We start from the raw sequence: 22,569 nt of genomic DNA on the forward strand, positions 1-22,569 counted from the left end.
GCTTCGATGACCTGAAGCATCTGACCGTCAAAACTACGTAACTCATTGTTTACTAAGGAGTTTTCCGTTTCGACTGCGCCGGAAGTGGGGCGAATTATAGACATCTGAGATCTGCCGTCAAGCACTGATTTTGGATATCCATCAAAAGAACCAATTTGCCGCTAAAACGAAGACTACCACCGCCATTCAAGGGCGCGCCAAGCACCTCTTCTATATAGAAGCGCACAGCACCGCATCGCCCGCGACCTTTCTAGCCAGGCTGAGCATAATCCACGGCATTTACCACCCTCTGAGTATCCTGCAATGATCAAACGCTGCACTTTGCTCGACCATAACGGCTGGATACCCCTGCGCATCGCCCTGTGGCCGGATTCTGCGTCCGATAATGACGACGACGCACAAACCATGCTCAGCGCACCAGAGCGCTATCTGGTCCTGGTCTTCGTTAAAGAGAACGGCGAAGCCGCAGGTTTTGCCGAGGCGTCCCTCAGGACGGACTATGTAAACGGCACCAACTCCTCGCCGGTAGCTTTCCTCGAGGGGTTATACGTTCACCCCGCCAGCCGCGGAGCCGGAATTGCACGGCAATTGGTGACAGGCGTCCAACAGTGGGCAGAACAAATGGGCTGCACCGAACTGGCATCGGATGCATTGCTGGATAATGCAGGAAGCCACGCCATGCATAAGGCCCTGGGCTTCGCAGAGACTGAACGGGTGGTTTATTTTCTGAAGCCACTTCACACCCTTCGAGCGTGACCGCCGAGTGGTGCTACACAAGTCCAGTACGACGCCCATAAAAAAGCCCCGCTTGCGCAATGCAAGCAGGGCTTTTCTACGCCCCACTGCAACACCTCTTTCTTAGTAGCATTAAAGCTACAGAGAATTGGGGGCGTGGGAACCGAATAAGTTGGTGTCCCAGGGCAGGTTCGAACCCTTATCTGGGGCAGCCACCCGGGTCGAGGTAACAATTCACTCAGTAACCATATGATTCGTTGGGATAAATTCCGGCGATGCTCAACGCCGAGCGTGAGGAACCGGTATCCTGATGCTCCCTGCGCCCGTGGGCTCATGCCAAGGTGAGTTACGGTATTCACACCAAGGGTGCGGGTATGACCTCTTGCTCCTCCGCAACAAACACCCCCCACCTTCACCAACCGTCCTCAGGCCATACAATGAATTGATGGATTTTGCCGTGTGCGGTGTGAAAAGGAGGTAAGCGGCACGGGATGCATGGTGTCGTATCAAAATGCACCGTAGCCCCGAGGGAGATGTTTCTTCTTTATATAGTGCTGAGCGCAAGAAAAAAGGATCTGCACTGCGCCGCGCGAGCAGTCGTAAAGCATTTTTGGATCCAATACCAGTTTTTTTACGTGGTCGTACATTTCAAAGACTGATGAAGGCGAGCCATCACGACAGGCCATAAAAGCAGAACGGCCAGAACGGGTTTCCCCCTTGCTGCACCGGCGTGTGCCTTTATCTCAAGTAGAATTCATGCTCCTTATCGTGATGTACATTTCAAACGCAGTAGCCGTGCCCCACTCCCAATACATAGGTGCACTGGGTTTCGCAATCGGAGCTCGCCCCTCATGCAAAAAGGGAATTGGGTATAGAGTACGCGATCCATAACCCCACCTACCGTATGGCCGTGATATGAAGTCAGGTATCTGAGTCAGATACATGCTCCACTTAAGCTCTTACCCCAAAGAACCGGTCGGTTATACGATTGACTTCCGCGAGCATCAACGACGCAATCATGCTCGACCACACGCTGGTAAATGATGTTTGTGTGGACAGCAGAAGCCAATGCCATCAGACCTGGCGGAAGATCTCACCCGACACCAAACTCCTAACATCCTCTACAAGTAAGATTGCCTAGCTAGAAGCATATTTGCATAGGTTTTTTATCAGAAAACGTTCAGAGAGTAGATCTCGTGTGCTCCGCGCATTCTTGACTCGAGGCATTCCCAACACCAACAGTTCATTATGACTAAATCCATTACAGACATGCACGGACTTACTCGCAGTCGGGGTTAACCTTCAGAATTATAGTAAAATACCTCAGCCGCGATGCTCACAGTCACATCGAACAAATACTCTTTCGGGCACTTATATGAGCTGAGCTTGAGAATATGCTGACAACTGCGCACAGCCCGCCGTTGTATTGATTAACGCAAATTCCAAACCATAACCAACAAATATTGTTTTAATTTGTGACAGACAATAACGAAATAATACCAAAGGAAGACTATAGATTGTTTGCATCCCGCATCGACCTTGGCCATAAAATATCGAGGAAGTATGCCTGAATAAGCGCGAACTGAGGAGACGCAGCCTATTTAGACTAACAAAGCCAATACTCAAACCATGACGTAAAAACACAATGAAACCGACAAAACCTCCTAGAACTAAAGACCAATAAATTTAATTAATCTGAATAACATTTCTTTTCCATTCCAAATACCCGCGAATGATTTCAATATCGATAATTTTTCTCCGAAGTACGTTATCAAGTACGACGCCTACTGAGTCAATTGTTAGAAACCCATTAAACTCCTCTAGTAGTGCATCAATAACCAAGTACGCGTGAGTCAATGACTCCTGAGGAACTATGGTTAATGATTTATGCGCGGGGTTTTCATATTCAAGCAGCTGATGCCTCGCCTGTTGGAGATCAACTTTAACCCTTTCACATTCATTTGATAACTGCACACACTGTAAACGCAACTTGGCCTCAACAGATTTATCCCTTTTCGCAACATGCAAAACGCGCTGTGGATTGTCTAAGATCCAGTTATCTATCAGAGCTGAGTAGGTCTTTGACTTGTAAAGACCACCGACTGTAACACTCCTTATCTTCGGCATCACAGCTAGGGTTGTCTGAGACGACAATGCAAGCCGCTCGCTTTTCTCTATAAATTTAGCGACATATGAAAGCAAGTTTTTTTTAAATCTGAATGTCAATCCCTCCTCTTCTTTAACCATCTGGAGAGCATCTTGTATAAACCGTACTCGCCTTTCAATCTTTGAAATATCCGATTCCCTTTTTTTACTAGAATTCGCGTGAAGCATCGCTGTCATCCTCTTCAGAAGTCAAAGCTCTAGTTTCCGAAACTAATTTAAACCACTCGAGATCTGCGGAGGTCAGCAAGGTAACTAAATGATCAATATCAAATCCCTCAGTACGGAGCTCATCTCGTATCAACGCAGCTAAACGAATTTCTGGATTTACCACAACGGGTTCGAGTAACGCCTGATAGATGTCTCCACGCTGTGCCAGCACCAGTCTAACTGCTCGATTCACCTTATCTCTGAACTCAACTGACATTGTGCTCGGAAACTGACAAACCTCATCTAGCCTCCGCAAAAACTCTTCAGGAGAGCCTCTTTCAACCACATGCCGTGTAATCTCGAGGCGCACCATATTCTTATCCGCAGCGATGTGAGACGACTTGACCTCACCCTTAATGCGCTTAAATATCAAGGTGTCCATGGTTCTCTCAAGAAAATACCAAGCGAGCAACTCCTCACCCAGAAACTTTAATTCAACTTCTAACGTTTTCAAATCCCGAGTCAAGTGGCTCAAATCAAAAGATGCTAGCTGATCTTGAATACGCTTGAAGTCTTCAGCTAACTGATGCCGTTTGGCAGCGACAGCAAAAATGGCATTTAACGAAAAAATGGCATAAGGACACCAAGGACAAAGTTTGCCGCCATTAAATTTTTCCACAATATGCCCTGGGCAGACAAACCCTTTTACACATATATGAGTTGAGACCTCAATTATATTTGCCGATTTCTCTCTCGCTATAATTCCGAACGCATCTTGATTATCATCATAGCTATGCTTATCCGGAAAATTAAGAAATCGAAATTTTTTAACAATACCGCTCACGTCGCCGCTCCCACGAGCAGCTAGCAACGCTTCGAATCCTGTGCCAACTCCATCCGCTTTTATTAATGGAATTTTTACTGGATCTAGATGGTTTATAACGTCAGCAAAGCGGCGTCGAAAATCATTTTTTCCGGTGTCATAATGGATGACAGTCTTCACAGACTGCCCTGTTGTTTTGGCCACTTCCTCAGGAGTTAGACGAGAAAGTAGTTGAGTAACATGTGTTGCACGTCCTCCATGACTGGTGACTTTTGCCCTCAAGCTAACTGGACAAAATGGACGATCCCCATCGGGCGCACTTTCGTAGGCGACCTTGACAACACCGCTCTTTTTCCTCGTAATTTGCCACTGATCCCAAGTATAAAAATCCGATTTGCGAGATTTCGTCGCTGGCGGCACACCTATATAGGCCACACACTCAACTTCTTCGAACCCAGAAACCCTCATCCAAGTCTGAAATCCAAGTTGCGAATATGTAACAACTTCGGCATAAACACTATCATTGATCGGCTCACCGGAATCAGCGCTGTTACAAAATAGGCAAAAAATTGAACCCCACTTAGACTCCCTTTTACCATTGTAATAGTAGGCCTTATTGAAGCCTTGAGCCTTATAATCCATGTGCATTTGATCGCGCCATGCGGCTTGACGATCTAACTGCTCTATTATTGAATATCGACAAATAACTGTAAAAGGCTGCTCATGAATTTTGTCAGTATTTATGTATAGATAAGATATCCCCAAGCGAGAATCCATATCTCGATCCACGTGTATCGCATAACTATCCGCAGCAAGCCATTGCAAATTTTGGCCCCGGAGCCCTCCTCTCACGAGACAGTATGGGAAAATAGTCGTTGCGGGATTGTAGTGAAATTCCCCTCCTACTTTTACCAACGCCAGCGCTCTTCGATCAATAGACCAGATCGGTTTATTCAGCCCATCCACACTAACGAATGGAACATACCCTGTAGTTTCGAACATGATCTCAGCGCTTGCACTCGCTTCACACCTGAATCTAAATGATTTAACGAACTCCTCTAGCACAGTTTCAGCAGAAGCAACGGCATCCAGATATCGGATATACAAATCCTCATCTTTCGTTGAAAATGCATGCTTCGTCGTTGTAGAGCTTTTTTTGGATTTCGGCAGCCAATTAACGGGCTGCGTCAATTTCTTGCACCCTAACTGATCGAAGCAAAAATCAATAAGGTGCTCAAAGAAGATACGGAGATTATTACCTACCGCATAGTAGAACTCGAAGCCAAACGCCCCGTAGAACTCTACAAATGTTAACGGCCGAGCGCCTCGCGCAGCATTTTTTACGTTATAAAAGATTTTCCCTATAAATTTGTTTGGCACACTCGGATATACAAAACTACTACCCGGATGCAACCTAAACCAACCCGGCAAATAAAGAAATAAATAGAAATTTAACCGACCGAACAAAGTATTCCATTGCTTTGTATTCTCATAATTTTGAGTTTCCAAGTAATCAGTTTCCAGGTCAGCCCAAACTTCCACTGAGTCCCCAATATCAAAACCAATTGCCTTCCAGCAGGAAGCCAAATCCAACGTCTTCAGCGTCTCACCAATGAAATGACTCGCAGGCATCCTTGAATCATCAAGGATTGTGCGAACCAGCTCCAACGGATCGCCACTACTCATAATATGAGAAGAAAAAAAGTCTTCGCGTCCCAGCCGAACTATTTTTTCAGAAAGCTCTTCGGACATATTTCTTGTTGACGTTATACGTACTTCCCTTCCAGCAAAACTCATCCTGGACGGAAATCTCTCTTTTAAAATATCAGAGATTTGCTCTAATGGCAGCGGAGAAATTGTCATTTCACTTTCAGTGGCATTTAGTTGAAGATCTCTCCACTCCCGAACTTCATCAAGTAGAACCTCTTCTGGCGTGTACCAAGTGGAGCTCAATATTAATTTTGCCGCCATCTGAAAAATTCGCCGATTTTTCTTTTCCTCGGCGACATATTCCAAGCCGTATTTATTACCGGTAGCCTTTTCTGTATCTAATGCTCTAAACACCAGCATAACATCGGTATAACACGCTGACGCTTTTGGCAGCTCATCCAACCACGGAAGTAGAGGTCGGGTAAAAACATAAGGAAGAAGAAGGCACTTCGACTTATATAACATCATCAACAGCACCTTAGTCATTTGCTTAAACTGTCTACGTGCTATTTCACCAATTGAACCCAAACCAAATAATGTGATCAGCTTTTTTTCAGCAGAAGATGCAACCACATTACCTTGTGTCATACTGAAATCGAATAGAAGCTCAATATATGCCAATACAACGTCATCTGTCGGCTTATATTCGCAGAGTTTAGAAAATATTTGAGACTTACCACCCCTCCGCTCGTAAAATGCTCTGTCGAGTCGGGCAGTTGCGCTAGGGTAACTTTCAGCTATTTTCTCAGCAGACAATAGGAAGAGTATAGAGTCTGTGGTGTTTATCATGCTGCCTCCTGAGTCTTCTTTTCGCGGGCCACTTTTTCTTCTGCGATTTTAACCTGAAGATAAGCAATCCGTCGCTCATGAAAACCTATCAAAAGCTCATTTACACTTTTTCCTGCATTGGCCTTATGATCTGCAAATGCGACAGACAGTTTTTCATTAAGTAACTGTATATTTAAAACAGCGTATCGAGCCACACTCGAAATTTCTGAATGACCCGTTAACGCCATTATTTCGTAATCAGACAAACCTACGCCATGAGTATGCTCCACGAAATTCTTCATGTAGACGCAGAAACTATGCCGGAGACTATGAAGCTTCATTCTGTATGGCTTGAGATCTGAGCCTAATACCTTAGCAGCGGCAGTAGCGAATGGTTTTACTATTACACTTCCATAATCACAAAACCGAAGCGGATATCCATACTGCGACTGAAATACGAAATTATGCGCAACACCTGGCTGGTATTCGTACTGCATATATAGTTCCAGAAGGTCAAAAAACATGTCGCCATAAGGCTGCAGGAGTAGTGTGTATTTAGTGGTTCTTCCTTTCCATGAAAGTTGATCTCGTTGCGCAGCAGTTAACCCTTCATATGCCTCCAAGTAATTATCCCGCTCTGTGGGCTCAACTGCAAAGATCTCACGCGAAACTAAATCAATATCTTCCCACAGCACCTGCAACGCCTCGGATGCTCTCAATGAAGTAGCCGCCATCAACGCCCATAATGCCCCTTCTCTGTAGGAGGTTGCTTCGTAAATGAGTTGAGTAATTTTATCAAGAGGGAAAAATTTGTCCTCCCCATAAGGATCCAACGATTTTCTAATTTTAGGTAAATGAGAAAAAATTCTCAGCCGTTTGCTATTCTTTTTCCCCCTAACTTGTCTTCCATATACTTGCTCTAGATAGGCAAGCTCTTGCTCTGACTTAGGGACACCAACTCGCCGAAGCCCTGCTAATAATTTAGCCTGGCACATCGCATCCACGCCCGCACTACAATCCGTCGCACCATCATATTCTTCATGGCATCCTATGATCAATTGCTCTACAGCCGCGTGATGCGCTAACGATGTTTTTTTGCTTACCATTGGCGAGGGTCGACGTCGGTCAATCGCTTGAACAAGCGATGACATCGAATTAATTCCCTGTGTAAGGTAAGAATGATAAAGTCGCGAAAGCCTAATATATGTTGTTATGTCAGCACTGCCACATACAGCTATACCAACCGCCAAGTAGTCTAAGAACACCGCTACCCGATCTGAGTAGACTCTGATTGTGTGATAGCTGCGCCCGAGTCCGACAACCCAAAAAATAAAACAATCAAATGCCATTGACCTCTCCCACGTACCGCCCGTGGATTTTCGCATACACTTGAAAGTATTACGCCCAAGATAAGTATCTTGATCCACCGTGTAGTATAAATTTGACATGTTGAAGCCTGCATGATGAATAGCAACTCAAATGCAACTTTTGCTACTTTATCTTTAGTTATTTAAATGTCGCATGGCACAGGGATACTCAACACTCCAAATGTTGTTGAACTCATGCTGACTTAGCGGCGGGTTCGCTTCCACCGTTCGACTTTGGTAGAGGTCAGACGTCTACTGCCATGATTGAAAAACATAGACCTTACTCAATTTTTTTGCAACCCGCCAGCCGTGAAAAAGTTAAAAAAGTTATTTATAGGTATATTGACTATATATTCACTTAAATATTCACCCAGCCCTCTCAGCCGATATATGGGAATCATCGGTAAATGAAAATACCCCCCCTATACAACCCCTATACAATCTGTATTCTGCAGTTCTCACCGTTATTCCCCCCAAAATATCTGCCTTTTGGGTTCTTAAGTAATCACTCTTAAAATGTCATACCCCTAGTGCCCTGAATTGAATTCATTAGACCACCACCAACATCCAAAATGTCGGAATGCTTATGCCAGGAGCAATGATGCGCGCACTCATCAAGACCAAGATGGCAGCGTACTTAGTGACCGTGTCGAAAGGCCGATTGGAGAAGCTAGAGGATCATTATTCCTCCCCTGGGCCGTCATCAGCCAAGCATTCACGAAAGCCCGTAAACTTCAGGCTCTCAGCTCAGCATCAGGTGCATCTCTCATGACATCAGAAGACTCTAGAATCACCTCCCTGCCTCCGCTCACGGCGAGTGACGTCAGCCAGGTGTTAGAGACATCACACTGAAGCGCCGCACCATGAAGAGAGCATGCGCACAGTCCTGGGACGACATTTTCGCCGGGCTTTTCCACATCGAAGTTGAAGGTTGGCACCTCGTGTTTTTTAACGATTGCGGCGAGCTTGATTACTGCGATGAGTGCATCAGCCCTGATGGCCGGCGTTGGTCACTCGAGAGTGTCGCCCGTGATGGTGTAGACCCGTTTTTTTGCTGGGCACCCATGAACAGGCTTTGCTGAAGCAGCTTCTTCAACAACTGAGAGCCGCGCTCCACCCTCTCCCCCCTCTGCGCACTTTGCTCTGAAACCTGCTACGAAAACCTGTCCATTGAGTGGAAAATGCTACCTTCTTCTGCCTCCCCCAGATTAATGAGTATGCTCGTTGGATACTCTAAAGCTATGAATATAAAGGGATTATTCCGACAAAAGGTCGTTTTCACCTTTGACAGCTTTTCGCTTGTGGACTTTGATCTACTTACACCCAGGAGGAAAGCCGATATGCCCTTTTCAGACATTTTTCACCCTGAATGCGATCCTGTAGAGCCTCATGATGCACCCAATCATTTGGTGTTCAGTTGCTTACAGTGGAAAACCCCAAGCCTGGAGGTGATGCCCCAGGCAGCCAAGCAGAGCTTTGCAGTCATGTATGGCGATCCGTTGAATCCACATACAAGCGCGGCCATGGAGCGCGCGTACATCCTAGGTGCCATGTCGCCAGTGAAGCTGATCGCTGCGCACGAAAAAACGCTCTATCTCTTTCTAGACAATGAGGTGTCAAGCAACACCTTCTTAGAGGTTGAGGCTCTATGGACAAAGGTCGTCGGCATGAGTCGAATCCTGCTGTCAGTACATTTTGCGAGCGTTAGTGAGGTCTATTCAGGACGCTCCGACTACATCTTTTGGCATGATGCAAAAGAAATCCTCGAATCCTATGACTTGGGGATTGAGCCATATGATCTGAAGGCTCTCGATGATTTCTCTACTGAAGCACTCCCAGACGAACAACTGTGGGCGTACCTATCGCAAGTGGTTAGTAGTCAGCCCGGGGTAATTCAGGTTTGCCCGGTGGAAGTAGGACATATCGCTAAAATGACGGGGCACTCCAAGTGTTTCATGTCCCCGTATTACATTCACCCGCCTATTAGTCGGAAGCCTGATGCTTAGTATTTTGACCTGAAAGGGCATGCCTCGTTAACGGCACGGGCCTAATCCACATCCACTGTCAGTAACGTAGCTTTGCCAAAGGGTGCGTACATGATCTATTCCCGACTGCTTTATACAGAACATGAGCATCCCCATGATGAACATGGTGAGGGTGCATACACTATTTTCAGCACTCAGCAGACAATGGACGTTAATTCCATGCCTCTTAGTGCAGTTTCTTTGCAGAAGTTTGCTGTTCTATGGGAAGGTCGCCCCGACACTCGGGTAATCGACTTGATCGAAGAAGGCATCATCAAAGGAGCGCTAGCCCCTGTAAAGCTGTTACATGCTTCTGAGGGCACTCTTTTCATCGCATACGACTCCATGCTGGACGACGGCCATTATGAAGAGTTTGTAAACGCTTGGGCCGATATCGCATCTGGCGCTTTATATGACAGCTGAACGGCAACGTTTATTTTTGATCTTGATGTAACCAATCGGGTCGAGAGCTGTAGGTTGTTCAGAAACTATGCTCCCGGAATCTTGGAGCACAATGTACTAGGCATTACCGCTTTCACCTCTGATATGTTTCTGTTTTGGGATGAGTGGGATCCCGAAAATATTTCCGGATCAGAGCCTCAAGAAAAGCCTAAAGAAGGATCTGAAGGTCGATACGATTTTGATTCATTTGATGAAGACATTAAATTTTAGTGCCAGCAGTCGAATATCTTTTTGTACGCGCCTCTTCCAGAGGACGGCTGTCGTGAACCAAGCCTCGGCGCAGGCGCCGGTCATGGCCCTTCGGGCTTCCATCCTCGCGTCTGCGCGCTCCGCTTACTAGCAGCGCTCCAGCCGGCGCTGCCAACTTTTAGGAGTAAAAAGTGATTACGCAGAAGAGACCGCCCTCAATCCGTACCTGCTCCCGCTTCTTCCAGCCGGAGTACGACATGGTCAGCACGAAGAATGGTGAACTCAAGTACACCGTTTACGCTGCACCTCAGCGCTTTAGTGAGCAGCTCGAAATGCAAGAACTTGGACTGCAGCGGTTCGCAATCCTTTGGGACAAAAACCCACAGTACGAGATTTTTGAGTTAATCGATCGGGCGCTGGTAAGTGATCTTCTATCACCCGTTTCGATGCTTCATCTTTCCCCAGAAAAACTAACCATCATCGCTACTCTGCCGAAAGGTAAAAACGCTGATGCGATTTCTTTGACTTACGATCGCCGGTGGAAGGAGTATCCCTTGAAAACCCAATGGCAAAGCTGGGAGTTACAGCGGCTAAGCCCAGATGACCTCCTGTCATTGGAGACAAATAGCGTACTTCGTCTCAATGGGCCACATATTTTGAGTACCGAAAACTTCGGAGTTTACGCTTATGAGGAGATGTATTTTGCCTTCAAGGATATTGAATTATAACGAAGTGAAGACTGACATTTCACTGTTTTGATGCGCTAACAAATTCCTAGCCTACTGAAGCAGAATTAGGTGCAAGACACCTAAAGCAACTCTATCACCGCAAACGAGGCCCGTTTTATGGAACATGCGTTAAGTACGACAATATCTTGCAGCGTGAAAAATACGGCAACCGACAACTCTAACGACCGGAGCTTGCGATGATCCTTCCCATTTTCCCCGCTGATCTTGAACGTCATAGAGGCATGAAGAGAGCTGCTCGCTTCCTCATCAAAACCTGGCCTGGCTTAAAACCGATCATGCATACCCAAGCATTAGAACTTCTCGCTAAAGGTCTAGGCTACCGTAGCTATAGTCACGCCACTCAGCTTGCATCGTCCTGGACTGATGCCCGACCTGACATCGATATCAATTTGATCGAGTGGAGTCTCTCGCATGTACTGAGCGATGAGTTTCGAAAGCCCGGAAAACCTAACGTCAGCATCAACCTAGGCAATCTCTTCGCCTACATTCAAACCATCCCCTTGCACCACCTGACGGTCTTCAAGCGCTTTCCTGAGCTATTGGAGCGGAGGCATTCATTCCAGCTTCCTCCACACGACGCTAAATCACCATTCGGGAGGTATCAACATAGTGCAGTCATACCCTTGGCGGGAGACTGGCGGACTCACGACAACGTTGACAGTGACGAGTCGGGCCAACCCTGATGAAACTCGAGTCACGGCTTCAACTACTGTAAGCCATGCGCGTCCTTAACAGGAACAGTGGCGAATGGGACACCAAATCGGCACAAGGAATTATAATTCGTGAATAACGATTACGTTGATAAGGCCAAAGACCTTCTTTCTTCAATTGGCGTCCATCAGCCTTCGGCAGGTGTATGGGCATTCACGAATATTCAAACTGCCAGCCAAGCCTACATCCACCACTCGCTACAACCAGTCGCCCTTGCGGCCTACGCAACGGTTAACGCCACGTTTGCTGCTGGCCGTTTTCCCGGTTGGGCGTTGGTCGATATGGTGGATAAAGTGCCTTGTATGGACGGTGCTGAGCTTACGGCGCTGTCGATGGTTTGCGGAGCTTCCATCCCTACGCTCCCCAGTGCATCAGCGCGCGGGAATATCTTTGGGCAAGCAGTGTGGGACATCGTAGAGGCTTACTCGCTTGAGGGGTGTTTTGAGCACGTCGAACGCGCCTATGGTAGCGAAGGCAGACATTACAACTTGCGGCCTCGCGGTTTCAATTGGGCTGGCGGAGAAGAGCTCGTCCCCGAATCCTTGAAAGGAATGCGCAAAAGCTATCGCGCAATGTTGCCGCTGCAACAGATCATGGTTTTAACGATCATGCACTTGTACTGCCAAGGTAGAGACAAGACATATCTGACTGGGGGCTGTCCGACCAAAATCCCTGCTGCCGAGGCTATGAATATCCTTCGCAGTGATGGGCCTGCACTCTCAGCTTGGGGCCACATGGTTACGCATTATGCGGGCTGGTGAGAGGCCATGGTTTAGGGCGTGCCCCTGGTCGGGGATGGCTGTCGTAAACCAAGCCCTGGCGCGAGGCGCCGGTCTTGGCCCATGCGGGCTTCCATCCGCACGCCTACGCGCTCCGCTTGCCTGCCCCCTCGCCTTCTGGGTATGTAACGTAACTTTGTGCGCTGTAACGTTAGCAGTGTTACAAAGCACAAAATTACGTTACAGGCCTTATGGTGGGGCATGAAATCAGGCACATCGGGCACCGCAAGCGCCTTACTAGGCAAAGCTTTTTTCCGAGTCGGAGAAGGGTTGGGGCTTGATGACAGTGATTTGGCAGCCGTCTTGGGCGAGCAGGTCTCCAATGTGCTGCCTCTACGTCACGGAAATGAACTGCTTCAACCGGGTAATGAAGCTTGGAGCCGGGCCATCCTCTTGGTTGAGATGTATCAGTCATTGCTCGCACTCGTAGGAACCGAGCGAAATGCAAAGATCTGGCTAAGCAGCCAGAATCGCGGTCTGAGTGGTCGACCGCGTGATCTCATCGAATGCCGAACGGGCATGGAGCAGGTCGTCCGGTATCTGGCTGCGACTCGCGCACTCATTTAACATCTTCTGCACATCGCTGAAAATGGTGCCATGGGACACGAAATCAGGAGTGCGGCATGAAGTGGTTCAGTCGATTAATAGGATTCGTTTGCCGAGACAACAGATCACGTCGCGAGCAAGCCAAAGAACGCGCGTTCATCACCGCTCTCAATAATCTGCAGTCTCTTCGCGTGACGCCGGACGGCGGCATGTCGATAGACCCTGATGAGATACGAGAGCAGGTGATAGAGAGTCGTCATGCACTCAAGCGGTTCGTACGATAACCGTAAGCTCCTTCTTTTTATGTGTCCTAGGAAGCCGATCACCGATTGCACTTCATTCGGGCTCTACTCAGCCGAGCCTATGGCTCGAAGAGGCGATAGCAAGAAAGCACTCGTACCGTGCTCGACCGACCACTTGGTGCGCCCCTCTACACCGTGAACGTCTGACTGAGTTGCGCTGCTAGGACGTAGGTGACGCGAACCTAGTAAACGTGATCACCCTCTCGCAAAACGGCCCCAGCTAACACGTGTCAGGCAAGCTTCTCGCTCATCGACTCCGATAGCACTTCGTTGATTATCGAGTTCATTTCTCTTGCCGAAAGCCAGCGGGCGTTAATTCCTATCTGTGCTTGAAGATCCGCAGCATCATCACGCTGGTGCGCGCATATGAAATACTCAATGGAGCACCTGGCAATTTCAAGCGGCAAATTTTGGGGAGGCGAAGACTTAGGGTCATTCGTCGCTCCTAGAAGATACATGTCCGACGAAAGGGGCAGAATCACGTGAACAAGCTCATCATCCTTATCCACAAAGGGCTTGAAGGCTCGCTCGCCTCTCACGTGGAACAACACAACGGAATCCCCCAGCGGTAGATCGCCGGCGGCAAATGTTTGTACTGAGTAATGGAGCGCGTTAAAACGTCGAGCGCGGGCAGCTGGAGACACGGACTCGTTGAGAATGCGGACATGACTGCCTCTGATCACGTCCGGTATTAAAGACTTGATACGATCTAATTGGGCAGGCATCTGGGCGGCGAATATAGCTACGAAGGGTTGGAATATCTGCTCAAGGGCTGACTCGCCCATGGCGAGCAAGGTTTGAACCTGCTCATGACTGATGCCTTGGTCAACTAAGGCCTTGTCAAAGAGAGGTGAACCTGGTCTGAAATGGTTTTTCGCCAATGCCCTGAGGTTCTCTGGCTCAGATAGATGCTCAAGGATGCCACTGACGGAATCATCCACGAACGACTGCATATTATGGCGCACGTGCCGGCTTCTGATTTCTAGGTGAGCTAAAAGAGCTGGAATCCGCTCGACCACCGATTCGGTAAGATTGCCGGCACGTAGGTTCTCTACCAACGGTGCATAGACGTCACTTTCTTCATCAGTAATTTTATCGTCCAGATCAGGCTCATTGTCGATGGCATAAAAATACCTTTCGACCCCTACGTTTTGGATATTTGCGGATCTCGGAGATTTGCTCTGTTCGTACACCCAGCAACGGACTATTTTTCCGTTACTTGGAATTCTGAAACCTTTCTGCAAAAACCTTGGAATGAAGTGCTGTCGTGCTCCTGACATGTCGCGCTCTCCCGTGGTTTGTTTGCAAATGTGGAGACATTAGCTTACCTAGTCATGATGCTGCCCTGAAGCTTGCACACCGACCAAAGCGTCCATTGCGGCATATCATGGCCGACAAATTACACACGACTACGCGCTTTCTTCCTCAGCCTGGAAGACTTCAATGAGCTTCTGATTGTAGTCATCCAGATAGCTCTGAAGCCCGTCCCGGTCGATCAGCCGGACGCCTGCTGTGCCGGCCAACTCTTTTGCGGATTTCGTGTAGTAGGAGTTCGTAACGACCATGGCCTCATCGCACCCGTAAAAGGCCTTAGCAGAAATGGCTTGCTGCACAGCCGCGTTGCCTACGGAGCCAGAGTAGTTCTTAGCCTGGATGACCATGTTTTTGCCGAACCGGGTAACGAAAAGATCTGCGCCTTGGTCAGCCGTCTTCTTGGTCTCTTTGACGTCATAGCCAATGGTCTGGAAGATCTCAACAAGGAAGGCTTCGAATTGGAATCCGTCCATGGCATCCACCAGGTACATGGTGATGAACTGGTTCGGATTGAAATGCTCGAGCTGTGATCCCAGCCGCTCGACGAGAATGTCGAAATAAATCTCCTCGCATAGACTCAAGCCATTCCGAAAAGCCTGCAGCGGAAGGAGTGGTACGCCGGATGTGGTGGCTGATTGGGGATTGAATTGAACATTGGGAAATGGAACGTCATTTTCCCAAAGGTAGTAGTAAAACAAGGCCAAGTCAGACCTGAATGTCGTCCCGGCCTCTTCAATCCAGGAACGTAAGGTGTCGGCAAGATCAGCTCGGATGTGGCGGGTCAACTCTCTCGAGAAGCCTAGGTAGGCAGAGTTGAATGCTGTGGTTTGCAGCAGCTTGTCCAGAAGAGATGGAAGCCCTTCAAGCTCGTCAAAGCCTTTGCGAATCAAGACCTCCCTGAACAGCTCTCTCTCGCTGTACACACCATCCAAACGTGGGCCGGGCACGCCTGCGTCATCGCTACTGGCTGCGCTTTCGCGAGTCGTGTGAATGAAGTTGGTAAAGTATGGCTGGTTCAGCTCCGCATATTTTCTCAACACGTTGTTCAGAAGATCGTTGAGCTGGGCTTGCTCCTTCTTTTTACCGAAGAAGTCTTGAATCAAGCCTTTGGATCTGTATTGAAAGTCGGGATAAAACGAAGGATCCAGTGGAGTAAGGTGCCGCAACGTGAGCTCTGATGACGGCGAAACTTGAGAGCCCATGCACCACGGACATGCTGTTTCGAAAGTAGTCCTGTTGCATCCGTTGCATTGATAAATCATCGTTTCCGTTCCTTCCCAAGTCATCGCGCGCCTTCACGCACATCATGCTAGCGACCATAGCTCAGTGCCATCACTCAGTCCACGAGCTTGTTTCCACTGCACGCAGACGCCTCAATGATGGCAAAATCCCATCACGGCGGTTGGACTGCCGGGCCGGCTAGGCTAGAGTTCCAGCATCTATCAGCCGGACGCTCGATAATCTCTCGCAGGTACTCGTGCTCGCTCTAGCAGAGCTGTGGCATTTTGATGGCTTATAATCTGCAAGCCGATATCCGAGTCTTACAGCACAAAAGGAACAGAATATGCCGATACCAGTTATCCCAGTGATCGCTGCTCTCGCGGCGGGCGGGTCGCTGGTTCCTCATGCTGCAGGGGGCATGATAGTCACGTCAGCTGCGGGGTACGTGGTCGGGACATATCTCAGCACCGCTGCGATATCGACAATTATCTACTCTGCAGGTGCCACTGCTCTGGCGGCATTAGGGTTGGGAACAGCGGCGGTTGCTGGTGCAGGCAGCGCGATTATCGGTAGTGCAGGAGTCTTTGGCACGACCGTTGGGGCTTCTGGTCTGACCGGGATCTTAATGTCTGCGGGTTTAATCTCTGCCACACCAATAGCTGTCCCGGTAGGACTTGGCCTTGCCGGAATTACCGGTATCGGAGTCATTGGCTATGCCGCAGTGCAAATGAGAAAAATGAAACGCAGGCTGGCTGAGGTTCCGGTAGGAGTGGAGCTCGAGTTCTCGGAGAAGGACGCAAAGCTCATCGAGAAACTAATCAAATGGCTTGGTAATAAAGAGATTATGAATCAGCCAGAGGATGATTCGCACCCAACCTCAATTCTCACTGCCCACGAGGTCTCTCAGGTACTGAAGGAAGCCGCGCTAGACAAACGCATCATGATACGAAGCTCTATCCCCTCGTGGAATGAGATCTATCATGGCCTCATGTCCGTTGAGACCGATGGCTGGCAGTTCACATTCTTCAACGACTGTCACACCCTGGACTACTGCGAGTACTGCAGATCGCCTGATGGCAGAGTCGGGACGCTTGAATTCTGGCAGCGCGAAGGAGTTGATCCTGTCGACCTATTGAGTGTCTCGGAGAGGGAACAGCTCGAACGGTTACTCGCCACGCTCTGAGCCTTTACGCAAAGCAAGTTACCATTGCCGGCTAAAAAGCAATGGAGACCACACGTGAAAAAGCCACCGATGAAAATCATTATCGAAGAATGGGATGGTGACGGTGCGATTCGAATTCCGGACGAATCGCTGCAGGAGCTCGAGCTGGATGTAGGCGACGCTGTGTATCTGATCGAGTAGTTTGTCGGCAATGCGCGTTGCCTAGTCCTATCAAAAAAGCCTCAGATCACGGATCGAATAGACGAGCTCACTGTTTTTAGGAATATCAAGGGGCGCGGCAACCTCAAAGACAAATGAGGAAGCCAGGAAGTCGTTCGCTGAATCAATGCATCTGACTGTAATTCAAACTTCTCATCCAAAACCGTTAGGCATACCTGGCGTATCACCTGAAGGCGCGAGATTGAGCGGGGATAAAACCCTAAGGAGCGAAAACCATAGCTCGACCTGCTCGCTGATTTTAGGAATCGACGGCCCAGAGAGGAAGGCACAAAAGCACCGAACGCGAACTGTATAGTGCGTCAAAAGACTTGCTAACAGTACACCTCCGGCGCTACGCGTACCCATCAAGCGAAGTCCTGAGCGATTCCCAAAGCCCTTTTGACAAACGTCTGATCTACATAGCCGACATCCTTCCAAGCTTCCACATTAGCCCTGAGATAGTCAGCTAAGCCGTCAACGCCCACCTCCTGGGGAAACTCCATCATTGAGGCTATCCGGTGCAAGGTCTGAACAGGAATGCCTATCTCCTCCAAGGCGTTCACGCCCGGGGGGAGATGAAGATTCTCAAAGATCATCCTCAAATGGCCATAATCGATTTTGCCCCGAATGTTGCGCTTCGCCGCATGCACACGAACGACATCCTCCAGCAGTCCCAGCAGTTTCGGAATAGTGTATCCGAAGGTGTTGGTCACGAGCTTCAGATCGTTGTTGAGCATGTTCGAGAGCGTGTGCTCGTCACCCTGCTCGATCCGCTGCTTCGCATACACAATCTGGCTCTTCAAATAGTCTGAATAACTCGAAGCGTTCAGGTAGCCGGCCAGCTTTGCCACGATTACCTCGGCGGTTTTAGTCTGTACCCCGTTTCTGGAAAATGTGTTGGGCACTACTCGAGAGATCACCTTGGCAAAGGTTTTCAGGAACTCTGCCGCTGGCAACCAGTGGAAAACGAGCGACGCAAATTGCTCATCCTTCAGCATCTCAACCAGGCTGTACAACTGCTCGAACTGCTCCATTCTGAAGTGGGAATGCTTTTTCACCAGATCAATGGAGAAACGGTCTTGATCGAATGCATCCTCAAACCTGTCCTGGGAAAAGTCGGACAGATGATCAGGCTGCGCGCTAGCCAGGAGGTTGAGTGGGGTGTCTTCATCTTGTACACCTAATGGGATGGCCACCTCTTGGTTGAGGTTGTCTTCCGGCACATCCTCCAAGCAGAACACCTTGCCAACGAAGTGGACACCCATACGGCCCGCGCGCCCCTTGATATTGCCATGGGTGAATTTGTCGATACCGCGACTCCCGTCCCTGTTGTCGTAGATGACTACATTCTTCGCGACCGTATTCACGCCCTCAATTATGGTCGAGGTGCACAGTAGGAATCGGATGTCACCGGCATTGAAACGATCCGCCGTGTACTGCTGGAGCGCCCTAGGAAGACCACCAAAATGCAAACCAATGCCGTTCTTTAGCGCGACGGTGTAGTCCCACTCAGAATCAAACTCTTCAGCGACCCAGTCGATGTGTTGACTCTTGAACTCCTGGCCATATCCTAGCCGGATGAGCTCCCGTGCCACTTTTCCGGCAACACCGGAGGACTTGCAGTAAACAATCGTGGCACCTTCACACTGCTTGGCAATCTTGGCCAGCGCTCTGAGCTTACCCTTGTCATCGTTTGCCTCCACACCAAACGTCTGCACGTCTACGGCGACTGTGTTGAAATCTGCTGAAATGAATGTGTGCTTGTATCCGAGCTCTGTTAGTCCGCGAATGCTGTTCACGAAGGGGCCGGTGAGATAGAACTGCTTCGATACCTTCAAGAGCTTGCTCAAGGCGATGTTAAGCTCGATAACCCGCTCGTCCTTGAAATCAGTTCCACCGCTTTTCAGTTGCCGGAAGGCCAGCTTGTAAAACTCGTCGATGACGAACAGATCGATGTTCTGGATGTCGTCACGCTCATTGACCCTTTCTTGGGTCAGGACGTATACAGCCCTGTCGGAACGGCACACTTGTGAGCTGTGATGGATGATTTGATATTTGTCACCAAACCGATCCTGTAGACGGCGGCGGGTCTCGTCGGCCAAGGCCACTGTAGGCACGACCAGCACCACACGGTTCAGTCTCCCAAGCCCTAGTAGCGAGTCAACGATGGCGCTCTTCCCCATGCTCGTAGGAGCACTGAGAACTAGGTTGCTGCCCGCTTTCAGCAGGTCGAAGATGTGAAACTGCATCGAGTGGAACACGTACTTGTCAGAGAACGGCGTTCGATACAGGTCGAGCGCGACACGGTCTCCGGGGGTGAGGTCGGTGAACTCTTTCTTGAGGTAGGGAAACAGACCCGATTTCCTAACCATGTTTCGCAAGATGCCGGTGTGGTCTGAAAATTGTTCGCGGGCATCTAATGCCCTGACGATCAAGTCACGCCCGAGATTGTTCGACACCGGATTGGACAGGAGAGTATTGATAGCTGCCAGGTATCGGAACGCCGAAAAACCCTCACGCCCCAAGCTGAGTTTCGCTACATCATAAACTTCAGTCATACGGCGTCCCTCACGTTATCCTCAACCATCCTGATCAACCTTCCCAAACTTGGTGCGGGGTAAATGAACACATCAATGGCGAGCTCCGCGAATGGCGAGTCATGTTGCAGATCATCCGCAAACGCTTCGAACAGCGCTCTCGTTTCATGCTCCAGATTGTCCTCATGCCCGGACGTTTCCGGTTCCGTCAGCAGCGACGAGTCATAACCGACAAACAGCACGAATCGGAACCGCTCCAGATGGGACTCGAATGCATGGCTACCGTCTAGTATCTCGTCGATGTCATGGCGCAGCAGGTAGTCATCATCCTTTATGTCGAGGATCTTGCCCCTTGCGGTGTCGAACCAATCGGAGATTTCCTCATACAGTTGCTCCCGGATCTCCGGCAATCGCGTGGTGATGTTCGCTGCAGTCACCAGTTCACTGAAGCCAACCCAGAGCTGATCGCCCTCTGGGTCGCGGCGGACGATGTGTACATTCTCCAAGATCTTTTCTTCACCGTCCCCGTCCATGTAGAGCAGGCATGGGATGGGTTGGCTTTCGTGCATCTGGCGAATCGTGGCATGGAGGAGCACCCGACCTAGAAAAGAACTGACGTCCGTCAATGACTCGAACACTTTCGTCTTCAACCGCTGTCGCTGTTCAACGAATGACAGTTTGTGGATGTCCGCCATCTCCTTGGGCCGAAGAAACACTTCATCCAGCCATTTGCACACATTGTCGACGATGTGCTTATAGCGGTAGCGTCTCAGGCTGTACTGCTGATGGAGCACACGGCCGTTTCTCTTGGCGCACGGTGACGAGAGCTGACTTCGAAAAGGAACGAGTATGTGCGGCAATTCGCGTTTGACGTAAACCTTGCGACCAGCGCGCTTCTGATCGTCATCAACCAGCTTTTTGAACCAGGTGTTCAAATCCGCGCGAAGGTATGACTTATTATCCACAGAGTTGATCCTGCGGGACAAAGCACCTTTGCGAGTGACCGTGTCCAGAATCCCTCGCCAAATATCCTCTGCACAAGACTCTGTACTGAGACCAACCCCGTGGAGATCCTGTGCAGCTAAGCGTATGTTCCTTACCCCAAGCAACTCAATCTCCCGCATGGTACGGAAGACCTCCCAGCAAGCTGCATCAACCCACGTCTCAACGTCAACGCCACTTGGAGCGCAATAGTCTGAGGTCTTCGAGTTCAGGTAGTCTATCAAGTCCTCGCGGCCCGGTTTCCCCGTCCGATCGTTGCGATTGATCAGCAAATATTCAAGGGTCACATTGACTGGGTGTTCCGTGACGATGCGAAATTTTCTCGGAACGGTAAGGCTAGGCTCACTCTGCATGGATTTGTGAAGAATGGAGCTAAAGGGGATTTTTTTTGTTTTCCCGGTACTCGCAGTGAGCACGACCAGATCGGATTTTGCCCAATGCGTTTTAGAGGTGGTTTTCACCTGTACGAATTCGACGAAGTCATCGCAGACGACATCGATGTCGTCCGTAACTTCACACCGGACACGCTGGATAGACTTGTCACGCAACATCTGTGTTACGTAAAAAGCGGCAACACAATCTTGGAAGATGAAGCCGTGCTTGGCGGCTACTCCGCCAGCGTCATTAGGTTCCATCTCGACTTCCGTGGCATAGAGGATTGGAATTTATGGCAATAGCATCCGTCCGTCCATACGATTAGTGGCATTTAGCCAACTATCGCGATTTTTTTTGTCTTAATTCAATCAACGATCGGATTCTCAGCGCAAAAGTCCAATTGCTCAGTAAGCGCAAGGGAATCGTTGATTGACAGGGGGAAATGATCAAGGCGCGCGGTCATAACAGGTCGTATTCAAGCCGAAAGCCGCGTAGATCTCGAGAAAGCTTGCCCAAAGGCATTAGAAGTAAAAGACCCTGTGCGATGCGTTGGCTGTAGCAGGATAAGAGTGCAATTTTTTCTGGAGGTTGGTCGAGATGGGGAAGCGCCAAGCCGGCTTCGACCAAGGCATTTTTTAACAAATGAACGTTTTCGTCGCCCAGCCATTCTCGGCTGAGGTACTCCACTTTACTGCGCGCCTTCAGCGGCCCATGGCTGAGAAGAAGTTCTACCACTGCTTGTTGAAGTGCTGCAGCTCCAAGATATGATCTGGCTACTTCCCAAAGCTTACCTTCTTGCTCCAGATCCAAGCGCCAATGAAACCTAGCTCTGACTGTCATTATTGGCCATTCGCTTCTTAATGTACGTCGTCGGCCCTCTCGGCCATGCGGCGTCACTGATAGTGGTACCCACGAGGTTCTCAGACACCCGTCTGATTTTGACTTTTCGAGAGGCTTGAAAAGCTAGCCGCGACTCACGTCGCTAACATGCGAGCTGCCCTTCTCCATCGACGAGCAGAGTATCCATTCACTTAAGTCTTAACGTTTAAGCACCAAGCAGCCGGATCCTAGGCATAAGCATTAGAAATCGATCGAGTCGGATGATCTGAAAATCTATGGGTGTCAGGATTGGGCAAGAATTCCAAGATCTCTGCTTCTGTTTTGTTATCAAATAAGAACTCCGCTTTCTGTTTTTGAATTCAAGGCCACTGAGAAATTATTTTTTTGGATCGCGCCCGGGTTCCGTGTTGTTTACAAATTT

At 49.1% G+C, this 22,569-nt stretch carries 18 protein-coding genes and 1 pseudogene; 11 read left to right on the top strand and 8 right to left on the bottom strand.

The annotated features are described in order from the left end of the window. Positions 1-303: 303 nt before the first annotated feature. Complete coding sequence (aac(6'), locus tag ORL50_RS27030) at positions 304-756, top strand: aminoglycoside 6'-N-acetyltransferase (RefSeq protein WP_266019612.1); 453 nt, start codon at positions 304-306, stop codon at positions 754-756. 1,665 nt (positions 757-2,421) lie between these two features. Here the strand turns inward: aac(6') and ORL50_RS27035 are convergent. From ORL50_RS27035 to ORL50_RS27045, 3 genes are read right to left on the bottom strand one after another with little or no spacing between them, the layout of a single operon-like run. After that, positions 2,422-3,069 (bottom strand): hypothetical protein, encoded by a 648-nt coding sequence (locus tag ORL50_RS27035; protein ID WP_266019613.1) that lies wholly within the window; start codon positions 3,067-3,069, stop codon positions 2,422-2,424. Next, positions 3,050-6,370 (bottom strand): hypothetical protein, encoded by a 3,321-nt coding sequence (locus ORL50_RS27040; RefSeq protein ID WP_266019614.1) that lies wholly within the window; start codon positions 6,368-6,370, stop codon positions 3,050-3,052. The genes ORL50_RS27035 and ORL50_RS27040 overlap by 20 nt, the downstream gene beginning before the upstream one ends. After that, positions 6,367-7,500, bottom strand: a complete 1,134-nt coding sequence (locus ORL50_RS27045) for a tyrosine-type recombinase/integrase (protein WP_266019616.1) — start codon at positions 7,498-7,500, stop codon at positions 6,367-6,369. The genes ORL50_RS27040 and ORL50_RS27045 overlap by 4 nt, the downstream gene beginning before the upstream one ends. A gap of 1,079 nt (positions 7,501-8,579) precedes the next feature. On the opposite strand from ORL50_RS27045, the gene ORL50_RS29255 reads away from it, so the two are divergent. The 8 genes from ORL50_RS29255 to ORL50_RS27075 all read left to right on the top strand — a co-directional run bounded on the left by ORL50_RS29255 (position 8,580) and on the right by ORL50_RS27075 (position 13,460). Continuing rightward, entirely contained in the window at positions 8,580-8,798 is a 219-nt protein-coding gene (locus ORL50_RS29255; RefSeq protein ID WP_490722695.1) for a DUF7693 family protein, read from the top strand. Positions 8,799-9,056: 258 nt separating this feature from the next. Next, entirely contained in the window at positions 9,057-9,722 is a 666-nt protein-coding gene (locus ORL50_RS27050) for a hypothetical protein (RefSeq protein WP_266019618.1), read from the top strand. Positions 9,723-9,812: 90 nt separating this feature from the next. Beyond that, a complete protein-coding gene (locus tag ORL50_RS27055; RefSeq protein WP_266019619.1) occupies positions 9,813-10,163 on the top strand; it encodes a hypothetical protein in 351 nt (116 codons plus the stop codon). Positions 10,164-10,648: 485 nt separating this feature from the next. Beyond that, positions 10,649-11,119 (top strand): hypothetical protein, encoded by a 471-nt coding sequence (locus tag ORL50_RS27060; RefSeq protein ID WP_266019622.1) that lies wholly within the window; start codon positions 10,649-10,651, stop codon positions 11,117-11,119. A gap of 197 nt (positions 11,120-11,316) precedes the next feature. Continuing rightward, entirely contained in the window at positions 11,317-11,823 is a 507-nt protein-coding gene (locus tag ORL50_RS27065; protein WP_266019624.1) for a hypothetical protein, read from the top strand. 99 nt (positions 11,824-11,922) lie between these two features. After that, on the top strand, positions 11,923-12,612 hold the full coding sequence (locus ORL50_RS27070) for a hypothetical protein (RefSeq protein ID WP_266019626.1): 690 nt from the start codon (positions 11,923-11,925) through the stop codon (positions 12,610-12,612). A 420-nt stretch (positions 12,613-13,032) separates the two neighbouring features. After that, on the top strand, positions 13,033-13,197 hold the full coding sequence (locus ORL50_RS29210; protein ID WP_416236050.1) for an MbcA/ParS/Xre antitoxin family protein: 165 nt from the start codon (positions 13,033-13,035) through the stop codon (positions 13,195-13,197). 56 nt (positions 13,198-13,253) lie between these two features. Next, positions 13,254-13,460 carry a hypothetical protein gene (locus ORL50_RS27075; protein ID WP_266019628.1) on the top strand — a complete coding sequence of 69 codons (207 nt, stop codon included), beginning with the start codon at positions 13,254-13,256 and terminating at the stop codon, positions 13,458-13,460. A gap of 248 nt (positions 13,461-13,708) precedes the next feature. On the opposite strand, the gene ORL50_RS27080 is transcribed toward ORL50_RS27075, so the two are convergent. Next, the gene (locus ORL50_RS27080; protein ID WP_266019630.1) at positions 13,709-14,758 is read right to left on the bottom strand and encodes a DUF4238 domain-containing protein; all 1,050 of its coding nucleotides are present in this window, start codon (positions 14,756-14,758) and stop codon (positions 13,709-13,711) included. Between the two features lie 129 nt (positions 14,759-14,887). Continuing rightward, positions 14,888-16,054 carry a restriction endonuclease gene (locus ORL50_RS27085; RefSeq protein ID WP_266019632.1) on the bottom strand — a complete coding sequence of 389 codons (1,167 nt, stop codon included), beginning with the start codon at positions 16,052-16,054 and terminating at the stop codon, positions 14,888-14,890. Between the two features lie 302 nt (positions 16,055-16,356). Here ORL50_RS27085 and ORL50_RS27090 point away from each other — a divergent pair, with 302 nt between their 5' ends. Next, complete coding sequence (locus tag ORL50_RS27090) at positions 16,357-17,196, top strand: DUF7693 family protein (protein ID WP_266019634.1); 840 nt, start codon at positions 16,357-16,359, stop codon at positions 17,194-17,196. A 54-nt stretch (positions 17,197-17,250) separates the two neighbouring features. Then, positions 17,251-17,493, top strand: a pseudogene (locus ORL50_RS27095) (AbrB/MazE/SpoVT family DNA-binding domain-containing protein). Between the two features lie 266 nt (positions 17,494-17,759). On the opposite strand, the gene ORL50_RS27100 reads toward ORL50_RS27095, so the two are convergent. The 3 genes from ORL50_RS27100 to ORL50_RS27110 form a co-directional block, all read right to left on the bottom strand. Continuing rightward, entirely contained in the window at positions 17,760-19,952 is a 2,193-nt protein-coding gene (locus tag ORL50_RS27100) for a DEAD/DEAH box helicase (protein WP_266019636.1), read from the bottom strand. Continuing rightward, positions 19,949-21,568 carry a HamA C-terminal domain-containing protein gene (locus ORL50_RS27105; RefSeq protein WP_266019638.1) on the bottom strand — a complete coding sequence of 540 codons (1,620 nt, stop codon included), beginning with the start codon at positions 21,566-21,568 and terminating at the stop codon, positions 19,949-19,951. The genes ORL50_RS27100 and ORL50_RS27105 overlap by 4 nt, the downstream gene beginning before the upstream one ends. 199 nt (positions 21,569-21,767) lie before the next feature. Then, the gene (locus ORL50_RS27110) at positions 21,768-22,118 is read right to left on the bottom strand and encodes a hypothetical protein (RefSeq protein ID WP_266019640.1); all 351 of its coding nucleotides are present in this window, start codon (positions 22,116-22,118) and stop codon (positions 21,768-21,770) included. Positions 22,119-22,569 lie beyond the last annotated feature (451 nt).

Origin of the sequence: Pseudomonas sp. RIT-562 (assembly GCF_026241895.1) — a bacterium.
Classification (GTDB): domain Bacteria; phylum Pseudomonadota; class Gammaproteobacteria; order Pseudomonadales; family Pseudomonadaceae; genus Aquipseudomonas; species Aquipseudomonas mandelii_F.